A 26,314-nucleotide genomic window follows, 5' to 3' on the forward strand; every position below is an offset into this window, starting at 1 on the left:
TGATTGAGGCTTGCTCAGGTATACTTATAGACTAGATAAACAAAACAGCCCCTGCGGGCCAGTAAGGACGATAATTAGGGCTGCTAGGTAGTTTACTTCGATATCAACGCAATTAAATCTGGTCTAGCAGTATCGTCCTCGTTACCCAACAAGAATCAAATAATTTCTCTCTAAACTAGCAGACCATCAACATTGTCCCGAAGGGTAAAAAAAGACCTCAAGAACTATTGTACTTAAGGTCAGGCATTCATTTTAAACTTTATTCTCCAATTTCGAACAAGGTAATAACAACGATTGATTTTATGGATATATCTTTTCTATTGGGGCGAGTTTCACTTCTTCCGTAAAATAACATTTAATTTTAGGAAATACCCGCCCCATAAAATCTCCTTTCCGTTTCTCATCAATTATCAGCACAAATGAATCAACACTTTCTCTTAAACTAAGTACATACCCGTGATTCATAAACTCATCGTTTTTCTGAATGACTAAACATGTAAATAAATTATTTATCCCTAATGATTCCTCCACCTCATTAGAATCATTTATTTCATACCAGACAAGTGAATTGTTTTGTAAGGGTTGAGTTCCCCAAGGAAAAACCCACTCATTATTAATAAACCTAATTCTTGGACCTATAAATTCTTTCTCTTGAGGAGTACAATGCTTTTCAAAGTGGTCCTTAGTGTGAAAGAACAGAAAAATATCTCCTTGATTAAGAAAGGAGAGCATCACTTTTATCCTTTCCTCGAATGAAATCTTACCAATATAGAAGTTATTAAGGTAATAACGATTCATAGTTAAATATCCCCTTATTATGGAGCAATATATAAATGGATGTCCGTCATTTGCACTCCATTTTTTCTCCTTGTAATTCTCATTATTGTTGCATCCACCAGGATGTGCCCACTTTCCATCTTTAGATACACCAACGCCCTGTCGGGTCTATGAATCTTATCGGATTGTTATGCACATAAGTATACCGATTCAACGTCAGCGGATTATCCACTTGCCCCTTATACATATCCTCCGAGATAAACTACCCGATTTGGGATTATAATACTAGGCAAATAAATAAAAAATCCGCTCTCCCTATCATAAATTTTAATTATATATTACTAGCTCTCTCCAAATTAATCTGGGGTTAATACCAATTCAAAATGTCGTCCATGAGTTGTTATGTACATCCATAAAGTAATATCAACAAAAAGAACCCCCAACGAGCCTTGATTGCTCGTTGGGGTCCATAAAGAAAATTCATAGTTTGATCTTGAAAAACTAAATCATCTATCCTTGTTCACATGTTTATCAATCATTTCGAAGAATACATCTTTATCCAAATGAATAGAATCAGTATACTCCCAAAGAAAATATGGACTGAGGGATTCGGCTACTTCGTTCCAAGTTTCCCGCTCATGCTTTAATAGAATTTCATTAATAGTTTCAGTTATCAACTCAAAGTCTAATTTATTTACAATAAAATACCTCATGCCCAAAATTATTTTGCTATCGCTTTTTAATTCTCTTTCTAAAGCTTTTGGAGTTATAATTGTAAAATCAAAATTATCCTCCCCAATAGAATCTTCTGTACCGATACATGCCGTACCCGATAAATGAAAATCATCACCAATGTCTTCCGTTTCTAAAAACTGCAATTTACCGTAAATACTAGGGTTTCCATTAATAATAAGATCTTTTAAAATCGGCTTAACCAAGATTCCCACCTCATTAGTAGCTGATATTATTCTTCACTTTATTTCAACGTGATAATTGGTTTTTCTATTTCCTTCTTTCTCCCATTGCCAAGGATCTTTAAAAGTCTCAAAATTCGCCTCTAATGCATCATTCTTCCCTTTTTTATTCATAACCCTTACTCGTTTTGTACCATTTTCACTGTAATACCAAATATAACTTTTTACTTTAAGTTCTATATTGGGGACGGACAAACTCTTACGCAGTATCAGCCAGAAATCAGGTGTTCTTGTCTTCATTTGGTATCCCTTCCTTTTGATTGTAGTACCCCGTGGGGAGGTTGTGGAGTCAGGAAGGCCGCTAGTCTGAGCAATACGTTACCTGTAGATGTAAACTGGTCGTCACCAGATTGTCTTTCTGCTATAACTATCGGAGCATATTGCTAAATAGTTGCGGAAGGCATTTTATCTGAGAAAACCACAAGAAAGCAAAGGTAAGGTTTTTTGCATGAAACGTGGAGATATCTGGGGATTTTGGCCGTGTTAAGAGGGAGAACGGCAATGCAAATTAGAGTATAAAATTCAAGAATATTGCTGTACGCACACGATTTTGGCAAAAAGTTGATACGGGGATGACGAGAATTAAGTCCTGTTGAATTGAGCCGTCCGATTTATTCGGCACTGGGTGAGATTTAAAAGAAAGACCTTGAGGGCGTACCTCAAGGTCTTTAAAGGAAGTAATATTTTCCAATCACAGGTATCTTATGTTCTTGTCACCCGGTTTAGATGATGTGCTTTATTATTGTAAGTTCACCAAGTTTAAGACCTCTCTCATATACGGGGTTATCTCCCAGCTATCTTCCACCTCTTCTTCTAACCTTGACCAATACAGGATTGTATTCATGTGAATCTCACTATCCCTCACAAGATTACGTCTGATTTGTTCCCAAATCGTAAACTCCATTTCTTTCTCGCTTAATAAGTCGTTGAAGGAAGAAATGACAACGATCATCAATACAAACTTCTCATCACATTCTAACTGTCCATTTTCGTAGAAGAAAAGAAACTCATCGATTCTTGATGTGTTGGCTACTTCGTATTGCCAGTCTTGACTAAATTCGTCGGGTTCAGGTAAGTTGAGTTTCTCCGCAAGTGCATACATTACTTCTCTTGTAACATATTTAGGGTAATTATTTTCCATATTTCCTCCAATATAATTATCTTAACGTTTGGGTTTCGAAGTAGGATAGTCACTATTATAAGGATAAGCTGTTTTTATTGAGCCATCTTCTTTTATAACAACTTTAAATCTATCTAGAGTAAGTTCAGTACCATCAGGTAAGGATGCTCGTCCTTTTATGTGCGATGGTAAAGGCAAGTCGTAGACACCAGAACCATTTTTAGACACATCAGCCAAAAAGTCTGCTGTGGATTGATTATCCAAAAACTTATCTATTTGATGCCCCATACCACGTGCCCTGTCACTTTTTGAACCATGTTCATCAAAAGTGTGCCCGCATGTTGGGCCACTTTTTGTTTACAATAAATTTTTAGTTTTATCTTGTTTCCCCAGAGGACTTACATCCTCTAGGTCCGTTACTCGTACAATGCAGCAATCATATCTGGATTTACGAAGTCTTTTAATCCCCACCACAAATACTCTAGCTTGTTGCCATTCATTACCTTGCTTACGCCGAACCGTTCACATATCGCATAATACTGCTCTTTTCCGAGTTCGCAATCACGTTCTAGCAGTTGTTTTCCCATCCAGATCATCCCGCTACGTTGAATCGTTTTCACTCGTAGATTATCCAAACCAAAGTATTCTTCTAATGCATGTAATCTCCCATAAATCAGATGAGGACTGACTTGTTCCATATGAACATTTCTTGTCTTGGCTGGCCTGATTACATAGCCTGTTTCAATTAATTCACTTGTTTCTTTGAGATGATCTCGTCTCATCTCCCCATTCCCTTTGAGGTAATCCTTTTGCTTGATTGCGCCATCTATCAATTTCAGACACTGCTCGGATATTGGAATTTCTCTTGTTTCTTCTTTATCGTTAATCAATATCAATGTTCGTTTCTCATCATTGACTTGTTCGCGTTTTAGATTGCGTAGTTCACTTACCTCTTTTCCACCAGCACCTTCAAATAATAGGGAGAGAATCACAGAATCCTGATCGTTATTACATTGGTCAATGATTGCATCGATTTCTTGCTTCGTAATAAATTGTTTATGGGTGTTCACTACCATGTTCTTAAACCATTCTTTTGAAACGGACTCTAGTGGATTGGTGTCCTCTCTAAGCCCCTCTGCCCTTGCCCAATTCAAGTAAGCAGATATCGTTCTCCCAGCCGTATTGAGAGAGTCTCCTGTAGAAGCATGGAAGCTGTGCAGGGCAGTTTCAATCTCATCCAATGTAAAGTGGAGCAAATCCTTATCTTTCTCCACTTCGAACTTCATTGTCAGGTTGAAGACTCTTGAATAAGCTTTTTGGGTATTTTCTTTATATCCTTGAAGAAAGGCTGTTTTTGTTTCGGGGTTAAACATGGTTACACACCTTTCTTGATAAAGCAGGCATACTATAAATTTATAGTTTGATTTCCTTGAATTGATATTACTATAAATTTTCATCTTAAAGCAAGAGTTTTTGCTTCTTTAGGAAAAATTAAAGAACCCCAAACGAGCGTAAACTACTCGTTTGGGGTAGAATACAAGCCAAGTAAATTACTCGCTACTTTTAAAATCCGCTTCCCGCTACTCCTCGTTTAACATGATTACGTGCGAGTTAAAGGAGGGAATCTCTCTTCGCTGTTCTCGGAGAGTTTCACCCTCCGATCAGTTCTCTTAGGGTGCTACGAACTTAAAGAAACCCCAGACGAGTTTGTGGCTCGAATGGGGAAAAGGTTCTACTTATTATTACTTTTTAAAATTAATTATCATCGGAAACCCAATAGTCATCTTCAATTTCTCCATCTAAATTAAAGACTAATTTATAAACTCCCATATCTTTATTCTTATACTCAATTCTCGCAAAAGAAGTAATATAGTTAAAATCACTTTCTGGCCAGTTTCCTATCGTAAAAGAAACTTTGTACATACTTATCATTAATAAATTCATATCAAAATTTTCTCCAAAATACTCTATGATCCTAGAAGGATTATCTTTGATAAAATTATCAACCACATCTCTGAACCCTTGAATCGTTCTCTTCTCTACTTCGTTTTTATTGATCCAAAATCTAAGCTCACTACTATTCATAACACCTATCCTTTCTATTTACAGTTTAATTAAATTAGTGCTTTCCTTTGCCAAACCAATCAAAGATATACTGTCCTCGATCTTTATCAAAGCGCCCGTAAATTCTGTAATCACCTAATTCATTATCAAGAACTTTAATTTCGTGAGTATATATTACACCATTTTTCTTTTCTACTTTTGATAGTTGCTTTATTCCTTCTTGTCCCTTCGGCCCCACTACCCCATTTTCCATCGCATCAACAAACTTTTGTGCAGCATTCTTACCAAATTTGTCAGTGATATATTTATAGGTATCCTTTTGAATCCAAGGTTCTGTAAATTTACTTGTCGCCTTAGTTACACTCTTCCCAGTATTTTTTATCGTCCCAGCTGCCACCACCCCAACTGCAGGCGTTGCCAATCCCAAGTTGGGAGCATCCCCATGATTCACCCAAACCGCAGTATTAAATGTTACGACAGCTGTCGAAAGAACTTCCTCCTGTAAATGCGTTGGTACATACATTCTTACTGCATCTTCTGGCTCTATCCCCTGTTCGTATGCCTTCTTTGCAGCAACTCCTGCCCAATGCATGTACTCTGCTTTTTGTGATGAATAGCCCTCGAATCCTCCAACTCCTCTTTCAACTTGGTGCCCACTAGGATCAACATATTTCTGCGGATTATTATGCACATACGTATACCTGTTCAACGACAACGGATTATCCACTTGCCCCTTATACGTATCCTCCGAGATAAACCGCCCGATCTTCGGATCATAATACCGGGCACGCAGGTAGTAAAACCCGCTCTCTTTATCGAACATCTCCCCCGCATACATAAACGGGTTGGAAATCGTCTCCTTGACCTTATCCGTGATCAAGTTACCCCAAATATCATAGTCATACGTGTTCAGAACATTACCATTGGGAGCCTTGATTTTGACAACATCACCGTGGCTATTGTAATAGTAATTGCCTTCAAGATTCGACGCATAGTCTTTTCGCCAAATCAACTGGTTACCAAACACATTCCGCGCTTTGACCCTGCCATCCTGCGTTAGCTCTTCAATCACTTGCCCATTCAGGTAAACGTAATGGGTCGTGTCGGTCACGCTGCCAGTCTGTTGCTTCGTCGCCCGCAATCCACCTGGATAATACGTGTACGTCGTTGTCCCTTTCTCGTCCTTGTACTCCTGCAAACGATTAAACAAATCGTGCTTCATTTCATAGGAGCCCAAGATATTTGCCGGGGCATTTGCATACACTTGACGATTGCCGCGCTTATCATAAGCGTATTGCTTGACGTTACCCTCGACCGATTCTTCCTTGATTCGGGAAAGCTTGTCGTATACAAACAATGCATAATTCGTGCCGGAGCGCTTTTGACTGGTGATATTCCCAAAAATATCATAGCCATTTGTCTCATTCCAGCCGTCTGCGTGATTCAAGGCTGTTTTTTCACCAAACGAGCTGACCGATTGCTGCATCGCTTTCGGTTGTCCCGGATACGATACAGCATTGGTTTCTCCTGAGTTACTGATATCGTACGTGTACGTGGTCGTTCCGACTCCGGGGATCGTCACTGAATTTAATCGGTTTGCGTTGTCATAGGTGTATCCGACACTTAGAGATGGGGCTGAACCAGATACCGCCCCCCTTGCTGGGTATACGAGTGTATCTATCGTATCGTCGTTGTCAGAATAGAGAAGCTGGTAGTCCTTACCCATCATCGTTTGGCGATTCTTTCGATGGAATCCATCGTAGCCATAGCTGATAGAGTTTCCGGTGTGATTATTTTCACTCAGAAGCAGGCCAGATTGTGGATCATACACGCGCTCTTCATAGAAAGAAGCGCCGGAAGAAACCTTCTTTAACTCATTGAAAGGCGTGTAGTCGTAGTTGAATGTGACACCGTTTTTATCCTTGTAACTCTTCACAAGACCGCTTTTGTCGTAGGTGTACGTCTCCGCTTTTGTCTCTGGATTCTTCTCCGAGAGCTTCCATGCCAAACTATTGTAGGTATACTCTGCCGTAGTCGTGCCATTCTCCAATACACTGGTGAGATTGCCTAGCCCATCGTACCCGTATACATTTACGTTATTTTCCGGGTCCTGCAAATAAACCAGGTTGTCGTTATGGTCGAAGCGCATACTCCACGCTTGAGAAGTCTTGCCGTCCGAGATTTCTTTATTGGTTACTTTCCCAAATCGATCCGTCTGGTAGTTCGTCACGCGATGGTGACTGCCGCTTTGGGTCGTCTCCTCAGTGCTCTCCACTTTTCCATACAAATCGCGGTAGGTGGTCGCGATATAGCCATTCGGAGAGAGCGTTTGTTCCGTCAGACGGGGTAAGTATCTTGTTCCATCCGAGTACGCATTGTTTCGATGGTGTTTGGTGGTTCCCAAGGAATTCGTCGTTTGGTACACAAAACCGTCCCAGTCATACAGGTACGAGGTGCTTTGCTCCTGCTTCCCGTAAGGAACCGTGCGACTAATCTCCATGCCATCTGGCGTAAACTCGTTTTCGACCAATGGACGCTTCGCACCTGTCGTGCCCACCTGCTCTTGATAGGCGGTATCTCCATACGGGGTGTAGTAAGTGATGAGTTTTGATTGATCCGGTGCAATTTTCTCGACGATGCCCGGTCCATCTGTACTCGATCCAGAGGCTTCGCCGTCCCGATACACATACGAAATGGTTCGTTTTGCCCCTTGATTGTGAAAAGTCTCTGATAACGGTCGGCCTAACTCATCGTAATCGTATGTAGCCTTACTTCCATTTGGATAGGTCTGGCTTTTAATTTGGCCTTTGTCATCGATTTCGTAGGAAAAATTCAATACATCCGATTTGCCGCTTTCCAGCTCAACACCTGCGAGTGCGATTTGTGTTGGCTGAACGCCATATTGATCATAGGCGGTAAAGGTCTGCGTCCGTGTTTTTCCTCCGCCAAAGTTCTCCGTTATCGAGTAGAGCTGGTTATTGGTGTACTCATATGTCCGTTCGATCGATTGGCTCTTGTGATTATTGATCAAATTGGCAGGGAACGAGTTGATCTCCGTTTCCTTCCGAAGCAAATATTGATTGTTGTACTCGAATGTCGTATTCGAATAATACGGATCGCCCGAAGCGGAGGTAGATTGGGTTCTGGCTGCCTTCAACACAGAGAAGGTCCGGAAGCCCCACGGATTTACACCCTCTGCATCATACGTCCATGTACTCACAATCCCGTCCGGTGCAATCTGCTTGATCAGCTGTCCGTAATCGTTATATTCCAAATACGTCTCTTGAGCGTAATTGTTGATCTTGGCCGCATACCGTGAGCGATTGGAAAGGTTTGGGTCTTTCAAGTAGGAATTGTAAACATCCAGATCACTCACTGCCGATGTCGGTTCCAGGAAAACGTATTGATACGTCGGCCTTGTATTCCGGCCGGAATAAGCATAGGTTGTGTACGTAGTTGGGTTGTACTCGACCCGATACTTCGCGCCAGATACATTCGTTCCGCCTTTGCTCACGCCTGTTGTCTTCTCGCTTCGCAGCAACGGATTTCCGTCTTGATTGACCTTGTAAATGGAATTCTTCGTGTAACGGGATGCCTCAGATTCTGTGACGTGGATGGTATCCCCATGGCGTTCCGCAAAATTCTTCAATCTAGGCAGTTGTTCCTTTGGTACCTTCCATATCTCGCGGAGGTTGTCGTTATTGGCATAGTTCTTTTCCAGCTTATACGTATTGGTTCCTTTCGGCGTTTTCTGCGTATAGCTGTACGATACTTTATTAACCGGATGATAGGCTACATAGCTCAGTGCATACTTGTCCTGAAAAATCCGTACGAGACCGTCATTGAACGTAGTTTGACCTAGTTGATAGGGACGATATTCGTAGTTGATTTTTAATCCTTGCAACGGATAGGAAACCTCTTGCATAAGCAAGTAATCGATTTCCTTACGCTTCTTTGTATCCGATTCCCAGTACTTTGCTGAATCTTGAAGAGTTTGATCAGTAGGGAGCTTGTCCAGCGTGTATTCTTTGTTCAAATTGAAATAAGCAATACCCTTGGTAGTAGGATTATGATAGGAATAATTTGCTACTGTATAAGGACCGCTTCCACTACCTGCTGTCGGCAGGACTTCTACTCGAACAAGCTGATCGTAACTTCTCAATGCGAACTTTCGTTCAAAGTGGTAGCGAATGTGCTTGAGCACAGTAGTCTCAGTTTTATCTTTATAGACAATCAAGTCTTGCGTTGTGTTGTTTTGCTTTCGTTTCAGCACCACATAACGACCGACACTGTCTTCAATGCTGACTGGCTCTCCGTCGCTGTTAACGTTGTATTTGATCGTGTCCCCATAAATATTGGATTTGACGACCGTTCCAGACTTTACATCAAATTCATATCTCAGATTACGGTAATACAACGTGTACTTCTGATTCACTTTGTCAGTGATGAACATGATGTCCTTATACGGATAATTCACAAACTTGTTGAACCGATATTCTAAAGATGTCCCGTCCTCTAAGCTAATGTAATAACGATTCGCCGTTGGACTCTTGTCTATGTTGGTGGAGTAAATTTGCTGGCCTGGATTATAGGGGTCGTCCCTTACCGTGGCTGCCTGCTCCCGCGTGACGACATCCAGTCTTGGCATATTAAAATCCCAACCGGTTGCAAATTTCTCATTGGTTAGGGCTTCATTCTTGTCTAGATCATCGTCCCAGCTTGGTACACTGATTTTACTGCTCAGGGAGTGGTATCTGCGCTTTATATCCAGATCCAGTCCATGCTTTCCTGGCAAGTAGAGATCTTGCTCGACCAGGTTCGCAGCTCGATATACATCATCTACGGCTTGCTCTGTTTTTGAACGAGCAAAGCGAAACTCTTGATCTTTTTCTGTGTAGAGAACTTCTGGAGGAGTTGTATTCACTGCTTGAATGTCGAGCGTTTCTTCCAGACTCTTGAGTTCATTTACTTTCGATTGTACGAGAGGAGTAAGGCGATTTAAGAGGGCCTTATTTTCCTGACTGAAATGATCGAATTGAGAAATAAGCTGGTCACTGTAAAAAGCTTTGACTTCTGCTTGTTCTTCGATTGTGAGCAGCTGCAATAGATCTGGATAGAAATAGGCAGCGTATTTTAGTAAGGTTCGGTCGAATGTTTGGTGTATTTCGATTGCTGTGTTTGCATCCAGTTGGGTCCATGTTAGTGAAGCGATATCCTCGGCGTTATATGATGCCGGATTTTTTGCTTCTCTTTTTTCTGGTAAAGGGTTGAGATTTTGCTCTGAGATGGATCGCTGGATTTCATCTATTGTCTGGTTTGGAGTTGATGCTTCTATACTTTGTGTATTATCCGAATTTGGCAGTAACAGATCATTCGCGAGGATACTTGATGGTGGTATCATGGTCGTTAATAGAGCACTGCAGACCAAAAAGATCAAGATTGACTTTATCGACAGGAATTTCATAATGCCTCCAAGAGAGATTATTACTCCCCCCTTTGGGAGAAGGGGGGAGTCGTTGAACTATGAGGTGATTATGGAATTGTTGTGATTTTTATGGGTTGATTACTTTTTGTATATGTACCATTCCCCAGTTGACCATAACCATTATATCCCCAAGCATAAACTGTTCCATCTGTACTTAAAGCTAAACTATGAAGCGAAGAAGATCCACTTGCGATTTCCTTAATATCTTTTAAATCCCGAACATGTACTGGGACATTCTGTTGAATATTTGTTCCATCGCCTAGCTGTCCATGATAATTATCTCCCCAAGCGTATACCTTTCCATCTACGTCTAAAGCTAAGCTAAATTTAGACCCAGCAGCCACAGATACAATATTGGTGAGATTGAGCACTTTATTTGGATAGGAAGTACTATAAGTATTGTTAATTCCTAACTGACCTATGGAATTATCCCCCCAAGCCCAAACCGTTCCATCTTTTTTTATCGCAAGACCGTGGTTCCCTCCTGCTGCAATAGACTTAACATCTATTAAAGGATCAACTTTAATTGGTTTAGTACTTTTAATTAGATTACTTCCTTCTCCCCAAATCCACACTGTACCATCTTTCTTTAAAGCAAGTCCAAAAGTGTACCCAGCGGCAATTTCAATTACATCTGAAAGACCAACTACTTGTACAGGTGCAGTACTATCGATTCTGGTATCATTCCCCAGTTGACCATAACCATTAGATCCCCAACTCCAAACAGTTCCATCATTACGTAACGCTAACCCATAATCTGCTCCTGCAGATATTCTTGTTACATCAGTTAATCCTTTTACCTGAACAGGAACATTTTTTTGTTCAGTTGTCCCATCACCTAATTGCCCATTATTGTTTTTCCCCCAAGCCCAGACTGTCCCATCTCCCTTAAGAATTAAAGAAAATCGATCACCTGCTGCACTACTTACCGCATTTGCTGCAGCAAGAACCGACTCTTCAGATAAAAAAAGTACTGTAAAAATAACCAAGATAACATTACATATCTTTTTTGATATTTTTATTATTTTCTTTTCCATTTATCTTCACTCCATTTTAATGTTCATGTGTTTTAACAGGAACCAAGCTGTTTTGTACGCTATTAATCCCAAGTTGACCTTTTTCATTGTAGCCCCATGCCCATACACTTCCGTCTTCTTTCACCATCAACGTGTGTGCTCCACCTGCTGACAAGCGATTGACTTTTGTTTCTGTCTCCTTGACTTCCACAGGGACTGTGATCGTTTTGTCATAGTAACTGACTGTAATGGTCGTTGTTCCTACCGATACAGCGGTTATCACGCCTCCTGCATCTACTGATGCAACCGTAGGGTTACTGCTCCTATACATCGATTGCGTCGTGACATCTTGGGTGCTGTTATTGGCATAAGTCACCGTGATTTGCAATGGCTTGCTTTGCGACGTTGGCAGCAACATCGTACTTGGACTCGCTACTAGTTGCTGAGCAGAAATCACCAACATGCTTTCTACTGGAGTCGTCCGAGTTTGTATTGTTCCATCTCCTAGCTGCCCTTTCTCATTTTGACCCCATGCCCATACACTTCCGTCTTCTTTCACCATCAACGTGTGTGCTCCACCTGCTGACAAGCGATTGACTTTTGTTTCTGTCTCCTTGACTTCCACAGGGACTGTGATCGTTTTGTCATAGTAGCTGACTGTAATGGTCGTTGTTCCTACCGATACAGCGGTTATCACGCCTCCTGCATCTACCGATGCAGCCGCAGGGTTACTGCTCTCATACATCGATTGCGTCGTGACATCTTGGGTGCTGTTATTGGCATAAGTCGCCGTGATTTGCAATGATTTGCTTTGCGACGTTGGCAGCAACATCGTACTTGGACTGGCTACTAGTTGCTGAGCAGAAATCACCAACATGCTTTCTACTGGAGTCGTCCGAGTTTGTATTGTTCCATCTCCTAGCTGCCCTTTCTCATTTTGACCCCATGCCCATACACTTCCGTCTTCTTTCACCATCAACGTGTGCGCTCCACCTGCTGACAAGCGATTGACTTTTGTTTCTGTCTCCTTGACTTCCACAGGGACTGTGATCGTTTTGCCATAGTAGCTGACTGTAATGGTCGTTGTTCCTACCGATACAGCGGTTATCACGCCTCCTGCATCTACCGATGCAACCGCAGGGTTACTGCTCTCATACATCGATTGCGTCGTGACATCTTGGGTGCTGTTATTGACATAAGTCGCCGTGATTTGCAATGGCTTGCTTTGCGACGTTGGCAGCAACATCGTACTTGGACTGGCTACTAGTTGCTGAGCAGAAATCACCAACATGCTTTCTACTGGAGTCGTCCGAGTTTGTATTGTTCCATCTCCTAGCTGCCCTTTCTCATTTTGACCCCATGCCCATACACTTCCGTCTTCTTTCACCATCAACGTGTGTGCTCCACCTGCTGATAAGCGCGCTATCTTACTTTCCACGCTTACTACATGTACCATTGTATTAATGGTTTTTCCTGAATGAGCAATCGTGATAGAGGTACTTCCCACTTTTAAACCGGTTAATAGTCCATCGGTAGTAACAGAAGCAATCGTTTGATCTTCAAATGTATACGAAGCTTTATTAGTTATATCCACTTCTGTACCGTCCATAAAAACTGCTTTTACAAATAAATGTTTTGTTCCATTCTCTAGCATTCTTATCTTTTCTGGTATCACTTTGATGCTTTGAATTACGTTCTCAGCAGTAACAAAAATAGGCACAGCCACACTCGCTCCCCCAAAGGAAACGGTGATGTTTGTACTACCTGCCTTAACAGCCGTAACCACCCCGTTTGAATCAACGGTTACTACTGCAGCATCTCCTGACAAGTAGAGTGCTTGTCCTGTAACATCAATTTTCTTACCATCCTTATAGGTTGCTGTTATTTGTAGCAGCTGAGTCTTCCCAACTAACATGTTCAGACTGACTGGTGTAACCGCCAAGCTCTGCACAGGTTCTGTGACCTGAACAGGAATTGTAACGATTTTCCCACCAAAAGATACTGTTACATTAGTTAATCCGACCGCCACTCCAGTAACGGAGCCACTTGCTCCAACACTGGCAATAGTAGGTTGCGAACTCTGATAAGTCGCCTGATTCGTTACAATCGTTTGGCTGTTATCACTGTAGGTCGCTTTCACTTCCAACTGCTGATTGGCTCCTTTGCCAATGCTCACTGTCGCTGGCGTAACAGCCAAAGACACAAGAGAGATAGCATTTCCTGAAACCGTAACAGGAATGATCGTACTTTGCCCACCGTAGCTAACCGTGATTTGGGTAGCTCCTGGCGAAAGTGCTGTTATCAGTCCACCACTATCCACAGATGCAACATTGGCATTACTACTTGAATAAACGGCTTGCCTTGAAATATTTTCTTCAGCCCCGTTTGAGTAAGTAGCCGTGACACTAAGCTGTTGAGTACCACCTGCAACCAGCGACACTTGCACTGGGGTTCCTTTTATTTCCTGAATGGTAGCCCCTTGAACAGTTATCTGGCTGGATGCGTTTTTACCACCATAAGAAACGGTAATCGTTGCTGTTCCTGCTTTGATCCCCGTTACGACACCTTGGCTACTCACTTGCGCAACAGCTGAATTTGAGGTGTCAAAGCTGGCAACGCTGCTGATATCTTTGCTGTTACCGTCTGAGTAATAAGCAGATGCATACAAGCGTTGGATCTGTCCCTCAGTTATTGTGGACTGCCCTGGTGCAAGGCTGATCGATGTCAAATGAACAGAAGGTGCATCAACCGTAATGGTTAACGTCTTCGACTGCCCTCCGAAGTACAACCTCGCCTTCGTCGTCCCGCCGTTCACCGCATACACAATCCCCTTGTTGATATAGGCAACCGAAGGATCTTCCACGACATATACAGCCTGCGCGCTTACATCCACCTGACTCCCGTTGTCCAACGTTGCCATGACCTTGATCGATTTGGAGTTACCGGGTGATACATCCACCTTCTCCAGATCGAGACTCAAGGCTTTGGCTTTCTGTGGTGTAGATGCGTTTTGCTTTACACTTTTTGTGATATTTCCGTTCTCGTCATGATAGAAAATGACACTTTCGACTCCATTTTCTTTGATCGCCTTAATTCGATTGTTTTGATCGTATACATACTCGTAAACCGTTCCCCCAGCCGCTGGAGCAAAAACTGTAAATAGTACATTGACTTGATTACTTTCTGTATTTGTCAGCTTAATCGTATAGGCTCCTGGCGCCAAATCATAAATGACCTCCGCTGCACTTGGCTTCTCCCTCGGTGACACTTGAACCCCATTGGAATAGACCGTTACAACAGGATACTTCTGACTTGGATTTTTTAATTGCGTAACCATGCGATACTTTCCAGGAATGATAGCATTCATGGCGATTTCTACCGTTTGTCCATCTGGAATCGTGATATCGTTTGGCTGATTAAAAACAAAGGCTTCGCCTCCTGGCTTTGCCAGAAGCGTAGCGTAAAACGCACTTTTTCCTATAATCTTCACATAATACGTTTTTCCGGCAGCAAATACTGGATTCACTCTACCATTACTTCCTGAAGAGATCTCCTCATGATCCAGCAAGCTCGCCCCTTTATAAATAGATATATTTGCATCTGCCGCTAATCCCGAGTCGTTATTTAACGTGAACTGATAAACTCCGCTCGTTTTTGCTGTGATTTTAAAATATTTTGCCTGATTGACAGGAAAATGCATTCGTACCGGGTTATACTCTACCAACAGATTAAAATTGCTTTCTGCCGGTTTCGTTTGGACTGTGTAGGGGCTGCTGCTATAGCTGCTAGTACCGGATGAATTGTACGCCCAAAGTATGATTGTATAAACGCGATCCGGTTGTAGGCCCGTGATGGTATGAGTGGATACGTTGCCTACCCGCTTGATCCCGCCGCCATCTACTTGAATGCCGTAGTCTGTTGCTCCTGCGACAGGACTCCAAAATACTTTAAGAGAATTCGTCTCTGCCTCTACTTTAATAATGTTAGGGGCATCTGGTTTCTTCTCGATAGTCAAGCTTCCGGGATAAACCGCTACAAAACCGCCGCGATTGGACACTTCGATGTTCGGATAGGTGCCTTCTCCAAGATCCCTGCCCCTCCAGCTAAGGGTCCAGTGACCTGAGTTGCCAGTGGTAACAAAGGTTTTTGGTCCATCGTTGCGATTCATCCTTCCAGATAAGACATCGCCTGCTTGAAGATGGGTATAGACCCCTTCCAAGGTAAAGGTCTCATCAATATCAATGACTCTCTTTGCCCCGGGAGTATAAATAACGATCTTCGGGAGAGCATCTACCAATCGGGAAGAGTAATTCGTTGGTGTAGTCCATGCCCCGCGATTATCCTGAGCTTGAACCGTCCAGTAAACGGTTTGATACAACATTTCTTTTGTGATGGGGAAAAAATATCTGCCGGACGCATTCCCATTTTGGCTCGATTCGGAAATCGTCTCTTCTTTCTCACCCAGCTCGTTTCCGCCCGGTGTCAGTCCCACTCTTAATTTTGTTGATACGATTTTGTCTGAAACATCATTATCCCTAAGCGAATAATTAATTAACCCTGTTCGGCCACTATCCATGATGACAAGCTCTGTATTTACGACTACAGGTGCTTGATTCGTGGCTAATAGATAGAACTCCAATTTAGCGGTACTGCCTTCAAGGATTTTCGGGGCATCGCTCTTCATTATCGCTTTTAGGCGCACATCAATGAGTGCGTTTTTTTGTATATAGCTTGTATCAAATACATAAGAACGGGCTGTACCTGTTAATTTCTCCCGTTTTACAGAAGTGACATGCCCGCCCTCGCTGATATAAATGATTAATTCTTGCGAGGCTATATAACTTGGATACCCTTTACGGTTGTAGTAGTCCCAATCCAACGTAATCGACTGCCCTTTTGGTATTTCTGCTCGATCTTTCGGATATTTCCAATCCGCAGAAATGGTTATCGGGTCCTTTTCAGCTTGCGCTCTCATATCCAAGCTAATATCGACTTTTTCGATGAGAGATTTACTGGATTTCTGATCGACTGCCCAGACACGAAGTGAGTAGAGATGATCTGGCTTCAAATTGCTGATGGGCAAGTTGTACGAAAATTCATTTGCGCTCTCAGACGCCGTAAAACGAGTCAGTTCATGAGGATCTTCTTCATCTAGCTGATACCAAATATGAACTTGGTCTCCGATGTTCGGATCCATCGCAATGCCTGATATGATGATGACATCCTCTGAATTAACAGTAGTGACAGCCTTCCCTACCACTGGTGAGATCAAATAAACTTGGGGAGCAGAATTATCGTTCACCTCGGTCGTTATGTAGGTGATTTCAGGTGTCCATTTTAGAAGATCCCCAACGTTGTTTTCTCTCTGGTTGACTTGAAAAATCAGTGCGTCTCCTTCTTCAATGGAAAGCTCCTCCTGAAGCTCCACACCAATCTCATCGTTAAAGTCAATCGATTGCCAGCCTGAGGAAGGCCAAATTTGAGCATCGTTTTTCAGTAATCGGACGTTGACCCCGTCTCCCTCTTCCACTTGGACTTTGGAAATCCAACCGCTAACGTGAATTCGTCCTGAACGCGGCGCCTTCCATTTCAGGATTGGATCTGAGCTCCCGACTTTTATCCACGTATTTCCGATGGCTGTCTCGTTTTGATTACTCTTCCATTCCTCGGCAGCCTTGTCCCACTCCAAGTCCGTGAAGCGATCTCCGCTTACCTCCTGATAAGACCAGTTGTTCTGTCCTTGCTGATTAGAAAATTGCAGCCAAAAAGCATACGTGTCATGTATGGGTTCAACAATCGTGATTGTCTTCTCTATACTGGTTTGCTTCCCGTCTTTTTCTGTGACCAGCACCTGTAATTGGTGTTCCCCTACTTGCATTTGGTCAACTTCCAACAGATAGGAGAAACCTGGCTTTAGATGTGGTGCATCTGGGTATTTGCGCTTCATATCTGGTCGTTCAAGCCCATATTTCGCCTCGCCCAGCTTATCTCCATCCATCAAAACCTCGATTTTCTCCACTTCACCAGAAGAAACGAACCATCCCGTTATGTTGTAATTCCTACTGATCAGTTCGTTATCTTGCGGGGTGTCAATGGCGCCCCCTGTTACCAAGACGTCGCCTTTTACAGTGACAGGGTATTGCTTCACGATGCCAGCATACGACACGGTAAGAACTGTACTTCCTGATGAGAGCCCTGTTAGTAGTCCTGTTGCATCTATTTTGGCGATAGATGGATTATCAATCGTGTAGGTCACTTCTCCTGTTACATCCTTGGTACTCTTATCTCGATAAGATGCAACGACCGTGAATGCTACGCTCTTGTCTTTTTCTAAAGTAACTTCGGAATAATTGGCTGTGATTCCCGTAACTGGACCAATTATGATGTTACTCTCCAGCAGGAGACTCTCCGCGCCCGCTTTATCCGTTACTTTTATGGTTAGTTTGTGATTCCCTTCCGCAAACAAGGACGTATCCAGTAGATATTGAAAACCAGCATTTGCATTCTGGTAGTGTGGATACATGGCTAAAATATCTGGACGAGGTCCGCCATATACGGCAGTTCCCTGTAATTGTCCATCCACCAAAACCTCGATTTTGGACACACCGCTTGGGTCCAGAATCCATCCCTGTACGGTTGTGGTTCCACCAATAACTGTGCCTTCTTTTGGGATATCCATTTGCCCTTTGGCAACAAGCGAGCCTGATTCTGATTCTGTGACAACAACAGGAATTACCAATGACTGATTCCCGTAATTCACATGAATCTTTGTCATTCCAACTTTCAGCCCTGTAACGATTCCCAGTGGACTGACATAAACGACATTCGGATCTTCGACTGTATAAACAGCTTCCCCTGTAATGTCCTTTGATTGTTGACCTTCAAAACTGGCGGTAATCTGCAGTTTCTGCATAGCGTCTTTTGCTACGCTAATAGTTGGTACTGTATTTTGCAGACTGATCGCTGGAGCAATTTTTCCAATCACGAAATTTCTTTCTGGTAATGGATGTTGCTTTCCTTCGCTATCTGTTGCGATCACAGAAACGGTATGATTACCCGGTTGCAGTTCGCTCAGATCCACGGTATAGCTGTATCCTGCTTGCGTATTTGTATATTCCGGATGAAGCAGTGCAATATCAGGTCGAGCAATGCCCGATTTTGCTTTCCCGTGTTCGATCCCGTCAATGACAACCTGATAATCTGAGATAGCAGAGGGATGTAAAAACCATCCTGAAATCGTATAGGTGCCATTGACAGTAGCACCATTTACAGGCGTTTCTATCTCTCCCAAGGTTTTAAGTGCTTCCGCTTCCGTAACGGTAATAGGAATGCTGATACTTTGATCCCCATATTTTACAGTGAGACTCGTGCTTCCTTGGGCCAGAGCCGTGACCAAGCCATCTGTGCTCACCTTTGCGACAGAAGAATTCTCTATGTTGTATAGGGCCAACTTGGTTACATCATGACTGCTCTGATCCTCTAGTACCGCCATGACAGTAAATTGATGCGTTTTTCCTTGAGGGATAATTAACTCTGTAACGTTTGCCCTTAATCCTATTGCTGGTAGCAAGGTAACGACTTGAATCGTTCTGTTCCCCAGCATTACCTGATTTCCACCCTTGCCTGTTCCTCTAACAGAAAGAGTATGTGTGCCTTCTCGCAATTTCCCTGTATCGAGATTGTAGTGGAACCCTACGTTTCCATCCGGTTTGGGAGCATCCATAATTTCTATTTCCGGACGAGAAATGCCATAGGTTGCTTCACCACTTACGGCCCCATCGACCAGTACTTCAATCTTTTCAACACCATTAGTGTCAATAAACCAGCCTGTGACAGGGTAAACTCCGCTGATTAATGCATTTTCTGCGGGACTGTCAATGCCTCCCCGAGCCAGACCCCCTGCTGCTTTGACCCAAACAGGGATCGTAAGTGTTTGTTCCTGGTATTTCACGATGATATTGGTTTGACCGACTTCAATTCCCGTAACGATCCCTTTATCTGAAATACTAATGATCGTAGGATTCTCAACCGTATATTGAGCCTCTCTGGTCACATCTTTCGTTTGTTGATTCAGTAAAACAGCAGAAATAGATAATTGCTGTGTATTCCCTTGTATTACATCTACCTTGCTTATATTTGCCACAATACTTGTGGCCGGTTCTGAACGACCAATGAAAACAGCTCGCTCTGCCAGAACTTGCTCAGCGCCGTCTTTATTAACAGCCGTAACCTTAATCGAATGCTGCCCTTCCATTAGCTGTGTTGTGTCTAAAGGGTACTCAAATCCAGCTCTAGCATTCTGATATTGTGGATACGAGAATTCAATATCAGGGCGGGTCTGCCCATAAGAAGCCTCCCCCACTACTGTTCCATCCACATGAACCTCTATCTTTGAAACGCCTGAAGGATCTAGGTACCAGCCCTTGATGAGTGTGACGCCTGTCATCATGGAATTACTTGTTGGCGCCTCTAACTCCCAACGCGGTATCAGTGGCTCATCCTTTTTGATCGTAACGGGGATCGTGATTGATTGACCTTCATATCGAATGGTCACCATCGCCGTTCCATACCCCGTTGCTTTTACAAGCCCAGTAGCGTCTACTGTTACGACACTTTCATCTGATGAAGCGTACCCTGCAAGACTTGTAACGTCCGTCAGGGTGTTATCCGCTAAAACAGTAGATACCACCAACTGATGGGAACCTTCATTCGTTAGTTCCAGCTTGGTCACATCAGCATGCAGACCATTCAACGGCTCTATGTTACCAATATAAAATGTCGTTCCTTCTATAATGGATAGTTGTCCATTAGCATCTTGAACTTCCACGGTAATGCTATGAGTGCCGGCCGTTAGATTTCGAGTATCCAGTTGATAGTGAAATCCAGCATTGCTATTCTGATAAGCTGGATATTTCGCTTCAATGTCTGGTCTCGGGTCGCCATAAGATGCCTCTCCCACATTCGTACCATCAATCAGGATACTGATTTTCGATACTCCGTCTGGATTGAGGTGCCATCCTTTAATGGTATACGCACCACTGATTAACTCGCCTTTTTCGGGAGTGTCGAGCCCACCTATTGGTGTCAAAGGAGCTCTCTTCGTCACCACTATCGGGATCTCAATCGTTTTGTCACCCAACTCAGCGATCAGTTGCGTATCTCCCATTCCACTTCCTGTGACGAAACCTGAAGGTGTCACCCTAGCAATTTTTTCATCTTTGCTCGTATAAGTAACTTCCTTGCTGACATCTCTGGTGTTGCCATTTGTCATGTTCGCCGTAATTTTCAGTTGATAATTCTCACCTTCGGAAAGACGCAATTCGTTCGGCGTCGATTCCAGTGAGGTAATCTCAGCGGAGTCTTCATCCCCTAGTCCCAGTGCTTTCTCTAGGTTTACAAGCCCTTTTCCGTAAAAACGTGATTCCCCTAAAGGTGTTGCGTTATCGACTAAACTATCACGTACTTCGCGATTGGTGGCTCCGCCCTTTTTTGACCAAATAACAGCTGCTGCACCGGTTACGTGAGGAGCTGCTAAAGAAGTGCCTGAACGTTGCTCATAGTCTCCATGGAGAGACGTACTTAGAATATCAACGCCAGGAGCCATCAGGTCTAACCCACTGCCAACACTTGAAAAGTCAGCCCGTTGATTGTCCTGATTTATCGCACCGACAGACAATGTCTCTGCATATTTCGCAGGATATAACTGGGTATCCTCACCCATTCCCCTATTTCCTGCTGCTGCAATAACCAGTATCCCTTGTTGATTCGCTCTTTTTATCTGGTCGTGTAGCGCTTGACTGTCAATTCTACCACCGGCACTAATGGAAACGATGTTCATGTCATTCTGCATCGCCCATTCAATCCCCTGAATCATGCCGGAATAGGTACCGTGACCTTTTTCATCAAGGACTCTAATGGCATAGATTTCAGCTTCTGGTGCAACACCAACAATCCCAACATCATTATCTTTACCAGCGATAACACCAGCTACCGCAGTCCCATGCCCGTGCTCATCATCAAAATCTGATTTTCCTTCTACATAGGAAATGCCTCCTTTTACTTGGAGGTCTTCATGATTGGATATACCTGTATCAATAATTCCAATTTTAATGTTTTGGCCTTTGTAATTTTTTTCGTGAGCTTGATTTGCCCTTATGTGCTCAATCCCCCACGGAATTTCCTGCTTTTCTGTTCTGTTTGTTTCTGCTAACTCTATTTCACTATCTTCCTCAATATAGGCTACATTCTCGTCCTGAGACATTACCTCCATTTCACTCTCTGTTAGTTGAGCAACCAACACTTTCGTGCTAAGTTGCTGGACCGATGATCTTTGAATCGCCCTTACTTTTGCTTTCTTGCTTTCTTTAAAACCAATTAAATACGTTTTACTACTAGCGCTTGCGATAGCGTGCTCTGGGACAAGTTGCAAAAACAGTAAAGCAAGCAGTAGGAATAGATTGAAACTACTGATTATACGGATGAATCTAGGGTTCATTCCTGTAACTCCTTGTCATAATTGTGTTGAGCTTTGGTATCATTCCTTTTTAAAAATATTTCAAGCCAGCCAGTTACTCTTCATCTCCTTCCTAAAAATAAGTGCAGATAAAAAATGTAAATTTTACCTAAACAGCATTTTGAATTATAGTGAATTCCTGATATTGGATCAATAGGAACTTACCAATAAGTTTTGACTAACAAATTACTAGTCAGCCAATATTGCTGATTAGCAGAAGTGATTTCCAAGTTAGAGTATGTTTTTTGGCTTGCAGGTCAGTCTTGCTCTCAAAAGCAGATAGTTTCCGAAATTTACTTTTTCGGACAAAAAAGAACCCCAAACGAGCGTAGATAACTCGGTTGGGATACAACGATCAAGAATTTGCTTTAATTTTTTTCTATACCGATCTTAGTTAAAATCCCTGATTCTTCTAAATCAAAGCACAATGAACGCTTATGTCCGTTATATAGTTAACTTGATAGTGATCGGACATTACACTATCCATTTACCATACCATACTCGGTTTATATGACCTTAATCTAATAATTATTAGTGAATTTCTCCCTGGGAAATCTTTGATCCCGTTGTTATCTGGCATATTTATGGTTTCATCATTAAGAGCAATTACCTACTGTTTCTATCCTATTGTTACGGAGTCGAAATTCTAAGTCCCCGTAAATAATAAAAGCAGGATGTGCTTCTTTCAAGAAATTGGACTTTGCTTCCTTTTCAAAACTGCCGCACTGAGAAACCCGATGCGACAGCTAAGGATTATTACCAATTTCCACTTTCAAATTCCTGATTTTCAATTTCTTTAATATATACCGATATCCATAGTACCAAATCATTAGTAGGGTCAGTCTCGATGTATATACCTTTATTACTACAATACACTTCTTCAAATTCATCATATTCAAAACTAGGTTCAATTTTTAATACTTCGTCGATGTGCATTCCGATTTTTATACTTTCAAACAAAGTCCCAGTATAGTTACTCAAAGCTGTTAATTTAAATAGTTTTCCATTCATTAAATTGAACCAGAGGTCAATTGAATTATTTACTTCGTATCTAACCAAAAACTTACCTAGTAGTTTTACTTTTACTTCTCCTTTACTTAGTAAAGGGTAAAAATTACTTATATGACTATAAAGATTTAAATTCCCGATCCCAATCCAAGGGAGTATCGGAGCGTCTAATTTAATCATTTTATCACCTCTCTGAAAAAATAATCGTTGTATTCTTCTCCGGGCCTTGTGATTTATAATTCTCTAATCTACCATTTACAATCTTTATTGTTCCTTGATCACTAGTACTAATTTTTATATATGGACTTTCTCCATGCCTACCACCACCCGGTGATACTTGAACCTGAGTAATATTCCTCTCGCCCCCGGTGTTACTAATTTTAATTATCATTGCCCCGGAACGTGATTTAGTAGATGCTTCAATTTTGATGTCATATCCTTGAGCTTTTAACATTTTCGCAACTTCATCTACAGACTTACCATTAAATTCATTTGGGTTAGCTTTAGCAGCTTCTATTGTTGCTCTGCCATTATTAATAACAGAGGCAGGTTTCTCCATCCCCCTTGTGTTAACTTGTTGCCTCTCATAATACTTTTGCATTGCTTTATAGCGCAATGTATCGACTTCAGAAGTTGATAGCTTTACTGTTCTCGGCTTATACTCCACTTCCACTCTTTTAGGGTTTGTAATGCTTGGAAACCTTACATTCCCCCCGCCACCGCCTCCACCATAGTGCTCAACGGAGTGGTTGCCAGAAGGATCTATAAACCTTAATGGATTATTATGCGTATAAGTATACCGATTCAACGTCAACGGATTATCCACTTGCCCTTTATACGTATCCTCCATGATAAAGCGGTCAATGGATAAAGGTTAGGTGGCAACATTTCTGCTACCACCCTGCTACTACGCCGCCTGTTCTGTAAGGACTGGCATTTTATATTCCGTCTTGTACTTCATCATGCTGTATATGACGTTGACCAATTTACGCATCACGCAAATAATCGCTTGCCACTTGGTTTTCCCTTCTGCCAGCTTTCTTTCGTAGTATGCATGGTAAACAGGATGATTGGGTTTCTTCGCCCTTGATACACCCAGTTGACGAATGGCAAGGTTATAGAAGATATCATACAGGCTACGGTTGCCTAACTTGCTCTTTTTACTCTTCTGCTTGTTCCCTGAACTATGCTGCACAGGTGCAATCCCTGCAAAGTTCGCTAGTTTGTCAGCACTGGAAAAACGTGAAATATCGCCAATCTCCGCAATTAATTCCGCCGCAGTGACCGTGCTAATTCCGTGCATGGTCTCTAGTTTGTAATCCAATAATGCAAGATGCTTCGCCAACTCTGAATCAATTTGCTCTAGCTGATAGTCTCTGGCGATCAAGTCCCGAACCACATTTTTAACAAGAAAATCATTGACTCCTTGATAGTCTTTCGATGTGTCTCCATCTTGCTGTACGAAAGATAGAATGTCCTTTGCCTTCTTGGTAGACATGTAGCGATTGCTCTTCTTATACAGAAAGGTAGCCAATTCATCCACACTCACCCTACGCAAACAACTCGGAGAAGGATACTTCAGCCAGAAAGCTAATGCTGTTTTCCCATCTACTTGTGAGAAGAATTTCTTGTAACTTGGATAGTGATAACCTAGCAATTGATGAAGCTGTAACTTGATTCCTGTTACAACACTCACAATGTTCTCTCTTCTTGTGACAAGCTGTGAGATTGCATAATAAAGGTCATGTGGATTCGCAGTCGGCAGTGTATCCAAGTTGGAAATCAGAATGCGAGCCACACACTCTGCATCCCACGCATCTGTTTTCTTGTTGTTTGGACTGCTTCTGCGCATGGATACCGTAAGGGCAGGATTAACTGCTTTTACTTCATATTTATTTTCAATTAGAAACATAGCCAATCCTCTTCCGTAGCCCCCCACATCTTCTAAGCCAAACATAGGGGTCAAGCCTTCCTTCTTGGCTAGTTTTTCTACTTGTTGCAGAAACTTAGGAAACGCTGACGGCTTGTTCTCGAATTGGATTTCGTCTCTCTTTTCATGGAAACAGGTCATCATCACCGCTGTATGATGACGTTTATGTAAGTCTACTCCGATATATAGGTACTTCAATTTATGATGCAAAAAGACTTCACCCCTATCTTTGATGAGTAATGATGTAGAGAAAAGAATGCCAGCACCCTCCGAACAAGCATTATTCAAAGATGAACACGCACGGATACGTTAGCTCGTACATTCTTTTCATGTCATTATCGTTCTATCATTACGGTTGTAATTTGGTGCTAGACAATGCCTTCGCTAAACGGATTTGCAGCAAGTATTCTCGTTGATGTAGTTCCACCTGAAAGATGGCCTTTATTATTTCCTCTATCGTAGCGATGTTAAATACAGCGTTCTCTTGTTGAACATAGTCAAAAATTAATTGTGTACCTATTTCGCATGTCTGAATCTTGTCAAGAGAGCGTATCTCTTCCTGTTTATAATGAGTGAATTGAGCTTCCACGTTCGTTCCTCCCGCTACATAATGGCTTCGTGAAGTCCATTTGCTTCAATCTGACCATAGCGGTAGGTACCCTTGTAGAAGGCTTCACGATCAATCATTCGTTTGACCTGTACCTTGGTAAAAGACTTACCATGTGTCGTTGTATACCCTTCTACATTCAGTTGGATAGCCAGTTGGGAAAGTGACCAAGTGGGATTTGTTTCACGTAAGGAGAACAATCTCCGCACAGTCTCCGCCTGTCTCTCATCTATCTGAATGGCCTTCTGCCCTTTCGTTGCCGTATATCCGAAAGCAACTCCTCCTCCTGCATATCCTCCTTGTTGCGCTTTCTTTTTTCTTCCCCTCCCTAGTTTGAGTGCTATCTCCAAACGTTGGTATTGGTCGAGTAATTCCATCATGCCATTGATTAGAAAATCATTAGGGTCATGGGCGTAAATACTATAGTTGGGCTGTTCAATTGCTTTTACGTCTACTGTGTGCCGTTTTAACTCTCTTTGAATGAGGACTTTCACCATGTCGGCTCTCCACAATCGGGAAGTGTTGAGAACGATAATATGGCTTACTTTTTGATAAGTAAAACTGGATAACAGTTCTTGCAAACCTTCCCGTTCAATGGTCAATCCATCCTCATCCACTTTTGCTCCACTTATACCCTCATCCTTGTAGATGTTCAGTAATTCTAGATTATTATCCTGACAATAACGCTGAATCTCCTCTACTTGGTAGGCTAGACTATACCCATCTTTAACTTGTCCTTTTGTCGATACTCTGACATATCCCACTACTTTTTCCATACTATTCCCCTTCCCGTTACAGGAATTTGAATCATCGTAACGCC

The 26,314-nt window shown here is 42.3% G+C and carries 14 protein-coding genes and 2 pseudogenes; all 16 read right to left on the reverse strand.

Annotated elements, in window-relative coordinates; genetic code table 11:
- Window positions 1-300: 300 nt before the first annotated feature.
- Window positions 301-798 (reverse strand): hypothetical protein, encoded by a 498-nt coding sequence (locus C7R91_RS19215; protein WP_047072920.1) that lies wholly within the window; start codon window positions 796-798, stop codon window positions 301-303.
- 136 nt (window positions 799-934) lie between these two features.
- Window positions 935-1,097, reverse strand: a pseudogene (locus tag C7R91_RS29970) (RHS repeat-associated core domain-containing protein); the annotation flags it as partial.
- Window positions 1,098-1,283: 186 nt separating this feature from the next.
- Window positions 1,284-1,715: an Imm8 family immunity protein gene (locus C7R91_RS19220; protein WP_047072921.1), complete on the reverse strand. Its 432-nt coding sequence runs from the start codon at window positions 1,713-1,715 to the stop codon at window positions 1,284-1,286.
- Window positions 1,716-1,748: 33 nt separating this feature from the next.
- A complete protein-coding gene (locus C7R91_RS19225) occupies window positions 1,749-1,991 on the reverse strand; it encodes a hypothetical protein (RefSeq protein WP_047072923.1) in 243 nt (80 codons plus the stop codon).
- Between the two features lie 499 nt (window positions 1,992-2,490).
- Entirely contained in the window at window positions 2,491-2,892 is a 402-nt protein-coding gene (locus C7R91_RS19230; protein ID WP_047072924.1) for a hypothetical protein, read from the reverse strand.
- Between the two features lie 21 nt (window positions 2,893-2,913).
- Window positions 2,914-3,159 carry a hypothetical protein gene (locus C7R91_RS29160; RefSeq protein WP_141336877.1) on the reverse strand — a complete coding sequence of 82 codons (246 nt, stop codon included), beginning with the start codon at window positions 3,157-3,159 and terminating at the stop codon, window positions 2,914-2,916.
- A 128-nt stretch (window positions 3,160-3,287) separates the two neighbouring features.
- A complete protein-coding gene (locus tag C7R91_RS19235; RefSeq protein ID WP_047072925.1) occupies window positions 3,288-4,244 on the reverse strand; it encodes a phage lytic cycle repressor MrpR family protein in 957 nt (318 codons plus the stop codon).
- 382 nt (window positions 4,245-4,626) lie between these two features.
- A complete protein-coding gene (locus tag C7R91_RS19240) occupies window positions 4,627-4,956 on the reverse strand; it encodes a hypothetical protein (protein ID WP_047072926.1) in 330 nt (109 codons plus the stop codon).
- Window positions 4,957-4,990: 34 nt separating this feature from the next.
- Window positions 4,991-10,399, reverse strand: a complete 5,409-nt coding sequence (locus tag C7R91_RS19245; RefSeq protein ID WP_255322449.1) for an RHS repeat-associated core domain-containing protein — start codon at window positions 10,397-10,399, stop codon at window positions 4,991-4,993.
- A gap of 68 nt (window positions 10,400-10,467) precedes the next feature.
- A complete protein-coding gene (locus C7R91_RS19250) occupies window positions 10,468-11,457 on the reverse strand; it encodes an RCC1 domain-containing protein (protein ID WP_047074952.1) in 990 nt (329 codons plus the stop codon).
- 16 nt (window positions 11,458-11,473) lie between these two features.
- On the reverse strand, window positions 11,474-21,931 hold the full coding sequence (locus C7R91_RS19255) for an Ig-like domain-containing protein (RefSeq protein WP_106786211.1): 10,458 nt from the start codon (window positions 21,929-21,931) through the stop codon (window positions 11,474-11,476).
- Window positions 21,932-22,705: 774 nt separating this feature from the next.
- A complete protein-coding gene (locus C7R91_RS19260; RefSeq protein ID WP_047071222.1) occupies window positions 22,706-23,137 on the reverse strand; it encodes a hypothetical protein in 432 nt (143 codons plus the stop codon).
- A gap of 568 nt (window positions 23,138-23,705) precedes the next feature.
- Window positions 23,706-23,822: pseudogene (locus tag C7R91_RS29975) on the reverse strand (RHS repeat-associated core domain-containing protein); the annotation flags it as partial.
- A 42-nt stretch (window positions 23,823-23,864) separates the two neighbouring features.
- Complete coding sequence (locus C7R91_RS19270) at window positions 23,865-25,097, reverse strand: IS110 family RNA-guided transposase (RefSeq protein WP_047071218.1); 1,233 nt, start codon at window positions 25,095-25,097, stop codon at window positions 23,865-23,867.
- Window positions 25,098-25,236: 139 nt separating this feature from the next.
- A complete protein-coding gene (locus C7R91_RS19275) occupies window positions 25,237-25,476 on the reverse strand; it encodes a hypothetical protein (protein ID WP_007722200.1) in 240 nt (79 codons plus the stop codon).
- A 14-nt stretch (window positions 25,477-25,490) separates the two neighbouring features.
- The gene (locus C7R91_RS19280; protein WP_047071216.1) at window positions 25,491-26,270 is read right to left on the reverse strand and encodes a recombinase family protein; all 780 of its coding nucleotides are present in this window, start codon (window positions 26,268-26,270) and stop codon (window positions 25,491-25,493) included.
- Window positions 26,271-26,314: the final 44 nt, after the last annotated feature.

The organism is Brevibacillus formosus (assembly GCF_003013405.1).
GTDB lineage: Bacteria > Bacillota > Bacilli > Brevibacillales > Brevibacillaceae > Brevibacillus > Brevibacillus formosus.

Coding starts and splice junctions, on each gene's coding strand:
- C7R91_RS19215 (WP_047072920.1), bottom strand. CDS start 798: ATGAATCGTTATTACCTTAATAACTTCTATATTGGTAAGATTTCATTC.
- C7R91_RS19225 (WP_047072923.1), bottom strand. CDS start 1,991: ATGAAGACAAGAACACCTGATTTCTGGCTGATACTGCGTAAGAGTTTG.
- C7R91_RS19230 (WP_047072924.1), bottom strand. CDS start 2,892: ATGGAAAATAATTACCCTAAATATGTTACAAGAGAAGTAATGTATGCA.
- C7R91_RS29160 (WP_141336877.1), bottom strand. CDS start 3,159: ATGGGGCATCAAATAGATAAGTTTTTGGATAATCAATCCACAGCAGAC.
- C7R91_RS19235 (WP_047072925.1), bottom strand. CDS start 4,244: ATGTTTAACCCCGAAACAAAAACAGCCTTTCTTCAAGGATATAAAGAA.
- C7R91_RS19240 (WP_047072926.1), bottom strand. CDS start 4,956: ATGAATAGTAGTGAGCTTAGATTTTGGATCAATAAAAACGAAGTAGAG.
- C7R91_RS19245 (WP_255322449.1), bottom strand. CDS start 10,399: ATGAAATTCCTGTCGATAAAGTCAATCTTGATCTTTTTGGTCTGCAGT.
- C7R91_RS19250 (WP_047074952.1), bottom strand. CDS start 11,457: ATGGAAAAGAAAATAATAAAAATATCAAAAAAGATATGTAATGTTATC.
- C7R91_RS19255 (WP_106786211.1), bottom strand. CDS start 21,931: ATGAACCCTAGATTCATCCGTATAATCAGTAGTTTCAATCTATTCCTA.
- C7R91_RS19260 (WP_047071222.1), bottom strand. CDS start 23,137: ATGATTAAATTAGACGCTCCGATACTCCCTTGGATTGGGATCGGGAAT.
- C7R91_RS19280 (WP_047071216.1), bottom strand. CDS start 26,270: ATGGAAAAAGTAGTGGGATATGTCAGAGTATCGACAAAAGGACAAGTT.